This is a genomic window from Polynucleobacter sp. 35-46-11 (assembly GCF_002281105.1).
This window is the reverse complement of sequence record NZ_NCFJ01000076.1, coordinates 1-8,928: the sequence shown is the minus strand read 5'-3', so window position 1 is coordinate 8,928 and position 8,928 is coordinate 1. Positions and strand designations below refer to the sequence as shown.

Below are 8,928 nucleotides of genomic sequence, written 5' to 3'. Positions count from 1 at the left end.
ATTGCGCGGAAACCCACCCACCGCCATTAGCGCCGAGCGCCGATACGCCGCGAATGAATTCGATGAAAACGCGGCTTTAATCCCCATACGCTCCCGATCAGCCAAGGTGGCCACATAACTTTTATCGGGGTAATTAAACAGCCGCGCGTGCGATCCCAGCGGTTTGGCATCGTTATGGGGCAATTGGCGCCCGTAAGCCACCCCCACATCGGGGTCATCAAACGCCCTTACTAAATTTTCAAGAGCGAACGCATTGGCCAAAATTGCATCTTGCGTCATAAACACAATAATGTCGGCATCGGGCAGCAACTCAACCGCCCATTGGCGCGTGCCACCGTGGTTGAATTGGGTGCGCGGGATAGAATGAACCTTGAAACCTAAGGCTCGGGCACGGCTAACCGAATTGTCACTAGATTGGGAATCAATAAGCAATCGACAGGCCACCCGTGGGGATTGTTCGCTTAAATGAAAATGCAACTCGTCCAAGACGAGGGCTGCATTCAGAACGGGAACAAAAACTGCAATGACCAAGGATATCGGTTCCATTTAATTCTCACATCACGCTGAGCTAATAAGCGTGCGTAGAGGCGCATTTAATTTTGTGTTCCACCCTGTAGCTTGGGTACTGTGCGCAAGCGCCAGACTGTACAAATCAACAGCACATTTCGAGCTAGCCCTACACGACGAACTTGGCCAAAAAAGACAGCCCAAAGGCGTCGCCAGCGACTGGAAGCCAGCAATCCAGCAGACATGGCGGCAATCACATCACGCCAGCGTCGCTCTTGCTCAAGTTCCGGTTTTAGCCGTCGGCTCAATGCACCCGCCTGCAGAACCGATGCCACAAATATGCTTTGCTTTTCCGTGCACTGCAATGATAGCCCCGTCAAAAATTTCCACATTTTCTGCCCCAGAGATTGCACACCAATCGTATTCTGACCGTGCTGGCGATACAAGATCAGAGGATGATCCACCACGGCTACGCGCCCCATGCTTGCGGCGCAGAGCAGAAGCCACCAATCATGAATGACCGACTCATTCGGAAACGGCAAACTCCGCTCAATCAAGGCTCGGTTGCCCAGCATGGCGCAGCCAGGTACCAAATTATGCGAAAGCAACCAATAACTCGGATTCCGCCATGCGCCCCCTGAATGATTCATCTTGAAAAATGAATGCGATTTCAACTTCAAATCTGCATCCACTACCGTCAGGTCGGAATAAGCCAAAGCAGGTTCTGGATCAATGGCTTGAAAACCACCCTCCTGATCATGGCACAAAGCGGCTCGAAGCTCGGCAAGTTTCCTTGGCAACCAAACGTCATCCTGATCACAAAGGGCAAAGAAGTTAGCACCCTGCCCAAGAGCCGCGCGCATTAAGTGCTCGAAACTTTTTGTCACGCCTAATCGACCAAAATTATCTAAAACCCAACGCATTTTAGGTTGCGTTTGGGCAAAAATTTGCAAAAATTGACGGGTCTGATCGGTTGAGCCGTCATCCCGTACCAAGAGTATCCAATTAGCATCATCCTGATCATTTAAACTGTTCAGTAGGGCTTGCAAAAACGTTGCGCCATTATAAGTAGCGAGCAGAATGAAGATCGTGTCTCGATCTTGCAAATTACACGGCATACGCGCAGGATGCGACGCATCAAAGCTAAGTTCATTCACCAGCGTTCACCAAAGTCATAAACCTCAAACTTGCAATTTTTTGTTTCAATCAAATTCATTGCTATCATATCAGGCGATTTCGTTGCCTTGAAGGCTGCTCAATCAACGGAGCCAAGCCCCGTTCGGCACTTGAAGAACGGATCTGTGCTAACACCAGTACCTCATGTCAGTATAACAAACGCCTTATGCCCGAAATCCATGCATCTACGCCCAGTCTCTTGGGTCGAATAAAAAAAATAGTCGGCACCTGGATGCGTCGAATTTATATTGCCCTACCGATCTCCTTCGCTAACAAAAATTGGCTCAAGGACACATTTTTCACACTCTTTGCGCCGCTACTGAAAAAAACGAACAGTTATCGAGCATGGCTGCAGTTCAAGGGACAAGAATCCAACCTTACCTTAAAGAAAGGCAACGAATATCCGAATTCGAATATCACTCTTACGCGTTATACAAAATACATTGATGCAATTTTAGAAATCCCACAACGCAGTCAAACCAGCTTCGTCCCGATCGCCACGGAGGAAGTCGACGCAACCCAACTCGGAGCGAGGGCGATTGCATTCTATTTACCGCAATTTCACCCCATCCCTGAAAATGATACTTGGTGGGGCCGAGGCTTCACCGAATGGACAAACGTATCCAAAGCGGTTCCACAATTTATCGGACACGAGCAACCGCATTTACCGGGTGAGCTCGGATTTTATGATTTGCGCCTAATTGAGGTCATGCGCCGACAATCTGAGCTTGCCAAGCTGTACGGCATTGAGGGATTTTGTTTCCACTACTACTGGTTTGCTGGCAAGAAACTACTTGATCTCCCGCTCAAGCAACTAATTGACTCAGATATACACCTGCCATTCTGTATATGCTGGGCCAACGAGAACTGGACACGCCGCTGGGATGGCATGGACGACGACATTCTCATCGCCCAGAATTACAGCCCCGAAGATGATCTCGCCTTTATCGAGACACTTATACCGCTACTTCTTGACCCCCGATACATTCGGATTAACGGACGTCCGGTAATTATAGTTTATCGCCCATCCCTATTACCCGATGCAACGGCGACATTACTGCGTTGGCGTACCTATTGCCGCGAAGTCGGCATTGGTGAATTGTTTCTCAGCATGGTGCAATTCGATCAGCATGATCCCCTAAAAAATGGCTTTGACGCAGCGATCGAGTTCCCGCCACACAAAATTGGGCAGGGTATTCCCCCTATTAACCAGTCGCTCGACATTATCAACCCGAACTACCGAGGCTATATCGTAGATTACGACGCGATTATTGATCAGGCGCTGAGTGAACCTGCCCCTCAATTCCCCCTCATTCGCGGAGTTTGCCCATCATGGGACAATGAAGCGCGCAAACCCGGACGCGGTTACACCATGGCCAATACCAGTCCCTCAAAATATCGCGCGTGGTTGCGATCCGCCATGCACTTCGCCGAAAAACACCCGGTTCTAGGCGAATCATTAGTATTTATCAATGCCTGGAATGAATGGGCGGAAGGAGCGCATTTAGAACCTGATCGACGTCACGGTTACGCATACCTTAACGCCACCAAACAGGCTTTATTGAAGCCGCAGCCTCATTCGGTGGCGACAACTCATGTTTGTGTCGTTATTCACGCTTTTTACCCCGAGCTCCTTCCAGAGATTTTTGCCTATTTGTGTGACTGGCAGATTCCCTATCGACTCATCATCACAGCACCCAAAGACCATATACCCGAAATTGAACGGCATCTTAATAACGCGCAACTAACGGCGAAGATCAACTCACATCCCAATCATGGGCGGGATATCTTGCCCTTTATCAAAACACTACAAACCGAGATTCTACCCGAAGACATTGTTTTGAAACTCCATACCAAGCGTTCGTTACATCGCAGTGATGGTGATCGGTGGCGCACAGAAATGCTTACTCAACTGTTAAATCCCGAACGGGCACAACAGATTTTCGAGGCCTTCAAAACCTCAACCGATTTAGGAATTGTGGCACCCAGAGGCCATATTCTCCCGCTCACAACCTACTGGGGCGCGAATTCAGCCACTGTGCAAAAACTAACTTCACAAATGGATGGCATCCGCGTCAATCCCGAAGACGAGTTATTCGCGGCGGGCTCCATGTTTTATCTGCGCCCGGCTGCGGCCAAAAAAATCTTAGAGATGAACTTAACCGAAACAGATTTTGAAACAGAAGCCGGACAAGTCGATGGCACACTCGCGCATGCGCTTGAGCGCTGCTTTGGCATCGCTGCTTGGAAAGTGGGCTATTTTATGGCCGATAGCAGCGCCCCCTGCCAGCCATTTTCTCAGTTTTTAAAAGAGTATGCCTACGCGAAAGCATCTGAAAATTAGCAATCGTTACAGAGAGGCAATGTTTGAGACTGCTTGGCTATTGCTTGCCGCTCAACAAAATCTGTAGCCAACCAAGCCATTAGTTGCAAAGCCGCCTCCTGCCAGTCCGAATCCATGACCCGGCCGATTTGTGCGCTTTCTGGCAACAAAATATCTGCCTGATTATCATTCCATAAAATCAAGAAGCACCCCGAGCGCAACAAAGCGCATGCCGCAGAAGCCATCTGCTGTTTTAAATTACTAAAAATCACCATGCAATCGCCAGAGAACTGCCTACCTAACTTATCCCATTCTGCAGGAGTGCGAATAATTACTCGCTGCGTCAACAGTTGGTAAATCGCCGCTCCGACTTCGCTGTGCCGTACCTGCTCAAAAGCGGCATCACTCATAAAAAAACGAATGGCATTCGAGTGCTTGCAGCTAGCTTTGATAAACTCAATCAGAGTGAAAGGATACAAATCAGCAGGTGATGGATCATCCAGACCAAGCCAAATTGTCGCCAAAGGCAGGCCGCTTAGCGTACATAATTCAGCTCGGCTTACATCATAGCGACGCGAGGTTGAGGAAATATCCGGCGCACCCTGAATAGGCACACTCGAATCCTCAGAAGCCGAGCCAGTCAAAGCCACCACCACCGGTGAGGGCAAACCCACAGACTGCGCGTGATCATGCCGACTCGATAGCCTATTTCGCAACACGCGGACTTGACTGCCTAACCACCGTATTGGCACCGTCAGTCGCCACGAGCGCGAGCCTAAGAGCCGTTGCTGACTCTCGAACAACTCAGCAGATAGCGTGGTCTGCACGCTTAAATGATGCTCAGCGAGCGAAGCTCGATGCTCGGCACTGGCCAACGCGACCTCAAACTCTTGCTTCTGGTGTTGGCCAGCTTCGTCTAACACCCAAACATCTTGTTGCAATTGCTGCACGCGTTGCGCTACGCCATCAACAAAACCACTATGACGCGCCGACACGACCGACGACGGCAAAAGCGTCAAATATTGCCGAAGCATAGTGCGAATCGAAGTCGGTAGATGCATCTGCCAATACTGCATTACTGTTTGGATTTGCGCACGCTGAGCATCAAGCACCCGCAACAGGTTTAAAATCGATTCGACGTTTGGCTCAACGAGCCAGCCGGTAACATCATGTTCAATGCGCTCTCGATAAGCGCCCAGATTCGTCGCCACCACAGGCACGCCGAGTGCCTGCATCTCACTCAATGTGTACGAAAATGTTTCTGGCACAATCGACAGCAGCAAGGCGCAATCAGGACGAAATTCGGCAATTTTGTCGGCCAATTCTCCACGCGGATAATCAAAAACAATCTTAACCTGCGGCATATCGACAAAAGCCCAGCCTTTCCCGCCACAGCCAAGCAAGAAAACATCGGCAAAATTCATCAGTTTCGGCAATAACTCTGCAACCAAACTCAGCCCTTTGTGCTCAACCAAACGCCCGGGAATGACCACCCGCAAGCGCTGGCCGGAAGCAAGGCTTGAATTTAAAGTACGCGGCAGCACATCAATGCCATGACCGATGATCGTGCACGGCAAATTAGCAATCGCGGGCAACAATTGCTGCCACCTGGCCCATGCCACGTGCGTGGGTGCAACCAACTGCACCCAAGGTGCCGCGATAACCATCGCGTATTCCCCGCGAAAAGCGACCCACCACTCAGGCCGAGTATCATGCCAAAAGTAATACATCGGGTTGTCTTGCTGACAGGTGCGTAACGAGTTCACGTCACAGCGTGTACATGCAGCACCGGCATAATGAGCGAAGAAAGCCGGACAGAACGGATATACATCGTGCAGGATCACAATCGTAGGCAATCGCAATGCAAACACATCCAGCGCATGACCAATCAATGAGGAAACAAACAGCGACTGCACCGCCAGTTTATCGACCAAGTCACGCAAAATCGCCGCATATTCCGGATGATGAATTTCCGTTGCACGAATTGGGGTGGCTAAATGCCAGAGGGCTATTTTCGTTTTCTTTCCAGCCCACGCCATCCAAAGAGATAAAGCAGCCCCAGCCGCATTTGGATCTGTCTCTGATTGCAAGATGAAATTCGGTTGCGTATCGACGGTAACAAAATCGTCAACCCATCGTTCAATTCCCCCTCCCCAGCTATGCGCGATGTGCAAACGCACACCACCTGACACCTTGATTTGCGCAGTTGGATTAGCGCTACTCTCTAACGCTTGCTCTTGCTGCACCAACAAAGCTTGATTAGCATTCAACGTGCCGCGTGCCGTGTCAATCCCAGAGCGATAAATCCGCAATGGATTAACCCGAACGAAAGCGTCAACGGTGTACAAGTAATCAGGATGTTTATCTAACAAAGTAGCCAGCGCACTTTTTTGGAGGACAGATTGCTCTGTGCCAAAGCTCACCCCTCCTGCATGAAACACATAGACATCTGCTGCCAGCACGTTGCGCCAACCAAGCAAAGCAGCATTACGGCTGAAATCATTTTCTTCGCCGTAACCACGACCAAACCGTTTCGCATCAAAATAACCGACTTCATTCAAGCAGGCGCGCTTGATGAACATGCAAAAACCAACGGCAGTCGGAATCTCCGCTGTTTGATCGGCATTAGCTTTCGAAACCAAACCATCAAGCTCAGCCAAAGTGAGGCCACTCGGCAAATTCGCGTTGCCAGCGCCATTAAAATAGGGATAACTACAAATGGTCGCGTTATTTGAAAACGGGGTTATCGTGCCAATTTCTTCGGCGGAATAGGCCGCCGCGTGAATGCGATCAAGCCAGTCATTTGCCACTTCGGTGTCGCTGTTCAGCAACAAAACATCCCGTTCCAGATGGAGTTGCATGCCTCGGTTGACTGTTGATACAAAACCTAGATTTTCAGTATTCTTCAGCAGGGTGATGAGGCCGCGCTCAGATAGTGAACCGAGGTACTCGACCAGTTCGACTTCCGGGGATTTATCCTCAATTACGACCAGCTCAAAATCGGCTCGTACCGGCGCTGCCAATACGGATTCAATGCAACGGCGCGTTTCAGAAAACCCTCTGTAAACTGGCACGATAATATCAATCGGCAAGCTCCGCTCTGATGCTTCATTCATTGTGAAGGCTTCCTCAAACAAAGGGTTGCATTATCGTCCCAAGCCCAAGTTTGGTTTACTGTCCATAAAGTTTTTACAATTTGCTCACTCGCCTGTGAGCGCGCTTCTAAAATCTCAACTCTTTGCCGCAACCACTCATTTTCTTTCCGAATTACTTCACTCTTGATATCAAATCGATTAAATAATTTTCGCCACCACTTATTTCTAATAACCGTATCCGATTGCTGAACCTCACTGGTTTTAGACGAAATAGTTGGCCAGGTTCGCATGTGCATCGGAAAGCCAATCACATCTCGTTGAACAGCCTTTTGATTACTGTAAACAGGTTCAAAACCAACCGCGCGCGCCATAATTTCTATTAAATCGGGATGGTAAAATCGAACATGTTCAGGATCACGCCAAAATCCCAGCAACTGACTGCGAATAGACTCAGGATCTGGAAAAATCAGCACTAAAATTCCGCCTTCACCCAAAGCGTCATAAAGAAGTTGTATCAACTCCTCAACTGCAGCAATTGGCAGATGCTCAATAAAATGAGAACAATGGATTCCGTCATATTTTACTGGCGCTGTCGATACTTTTTGGAGAAATTCAAATGCATCAGATTCATGCACCTGAAATCCTATGTCCCGTGCATATTTAACAAGAGCAGGGTTCCGTTCTACGCCCTCAGCAACAATGCCCGACTCGGCAAGAAGGTCAAGGAATATCCCAGCGCCACATGCCAAATCTAGGACTCGTTTTGATTCACTGAAAAAACTAACCACTCCGCTCTGCATATCTCTCAGCAAGCCATGATCACGAAGTCCGAACTCATATAATCCATAGTCAAAACTTTTATTTAATGTCGGTTCAGTGTCTGTTGATTGCTTGAGCATCCAATCAGACACTTGATCCACGCACAAAACACTACCCCGCCAGTCCTGAGGAATAACGCTGGGATCAACACCACTAACCCAATCACCTACCAAAACGTCAGAAGAAGATATGGCGCCAGACAACCAATCAAGAGCTCTAGAATTGTTAGCCGGTAATTGGTTTATTTCCGGCCGCTTAACAAGCACTTTTGATCCAAAAATCTTAGCCAAGCGAATTAGGTCTAAAGTCGCACCGCAAACTAAAACGATGTAAACAAATTTGGGGCGAACTCGCAAATACTGCTCGGTAAAAAATCTATTGAGAACCTGCTCGCCAAATTCACCACGAATAGGGCGTTTCACCTCTGACACTGCAACGACAAAGTGGTTTCTCGTCTCAATTTCAGGACGAACTTCACGGTCTGATAAGTGAGAATCGAAGTAAACCTCAAGATTAAAGCTATTTTCAACTGGGCTACTTGTTCCAGATTCCAAAATGACGAGACACTGATGGGACATCGACGAATAACTCCATGAATGAATTAAAGCGAAATTTAATAGCAAGTTTTAAGGCAACCATTTGGATTCACTCATGCCACGCTTCTGAGTGATCCTACCCAAACTTACCCTCATTTCCTGAACTTAGGAAAATAACTCTGCAGCCGCTAGGCCCAAGCCCATTTGATCCTTGCTGGACAAGACAGGCTGAATTTCGGGCCAACTAATCGACAGTTCATGGTCACACCAAAGAATACAGCGCTCATACTCGGGTGCGTAATAATCGGTGGTTTTGTATAAAAAGTCGGCGGTTTCACTTAGCACTAAAAACCCGTGGGCAAAACCGGCGGGTACCCAAAGCTGGCGATGGTTTTCTGCCGAAAGCTCAACCCCCACCCATTGCCCGAAGGTGGCAGAATGTTTGCGAATATCGACCGCCACATCGAATACG

Annotated in this window: 6 protein-coding genes; 1 reads left to right on the top strand and 5 read right to left on the bottom strand. The window is 48.7% G+C overall.

The genetic code is table 11. From position 1 onward, the window contains the following. Positions 1-546 (bottom strand): glycosyltransferase (locus tag B7Y67_RS07665; protein ID WP_293598132.1); only part of this gene is annotated, 546 nt, incomplete at its 3' end. Between the two features lie 47 nt (positions 547-593). Further along, complete coding sequence (locus B7Y67_RS07660; protein ID WP_293598131.1) at positions 594-1,664, bottom strand: glycosyltransferase family 2 protein; 1,071 nt, start codon at positions 1,662-1,664, stop codon at positions 594-596. Positions 1,665-1,849: 185 nt separating this feature from the next. On the opposite strand from B7Y67_RS07660, the gene B7Y67_RS07655 reads away from it, so the two are divergent. Further along, entirely contained in the window at positions 1,850-4,027 is a 2,178-nt protein-coding gene (locus B7Y67_RS07655; RefSeq protein WP_293598130.1) for a glycoside hydrolase family 99-like domain-containing protein, read from the top strand. Here the strand turns inward: B7Y67_RS07655 and B7Y67_RS07650 are convergent. From B7Y67_RS07650 to B7Y67_RS07640, 3 genes are all read right to left on the bottom strand, one after another. Continuing rightward, positions 4,024-7,122, bottom strand: coding sequence for a glycosyltransferase (locus tag B7Y67_RS07650; protein WP_293598129.1), 3,099 nt, complete (start codon positions 7,120-7,122; stop codon positions 4,024-4,026). The genes B7Y67_RS07655 and B7Y67_RS07650 overlap by 4 nt on opposite strands. Beyond that, positions 7,119-8,474, bottom strand: coding sequence for a class I SAM-dependent methyltransferase (locus B7Y67_RS07645; protein WP_293598128.1), 1,356 nt, complete (start codon positions 8,472-8,474; stop codon positions 7,119-7,121). The genes B7Y67_RS07650 and B7Y67_RS07645 overlap by 4 nt, the downstream gene beginning before the upstream one ends. Positions 8,475-8,621: 147 nt before the next feature. Further along, positions 8,622-8,928, bottom strand: a 307-nt coding sequence (locus B7Y67_RS07640; RefSeq protein WP_293598127.1) for a dTDP-4-dehydrorhamnose 3,5-epimerase family protein, incomplete at its 5' end; no start/stop codon positions are given.

Bases quoted from the DNA above. Each gene is read 5' to 3' on its own strand.
- B7Y67_RS07655 (WP_293598130.1), top strand. From the start codon at position 1,850: ATGCCCGAAATCCATGCATCTACGCCCAGTCTCTTGGGTCGAATAAAA.
- B7Y67_RS07650 (WP_293598129.1), bottom strand. From the start codon at position 7,122: ATGAATGAAGCATCAGAGCGGAGCTTGCCGATTGATATTATCGTGCCA.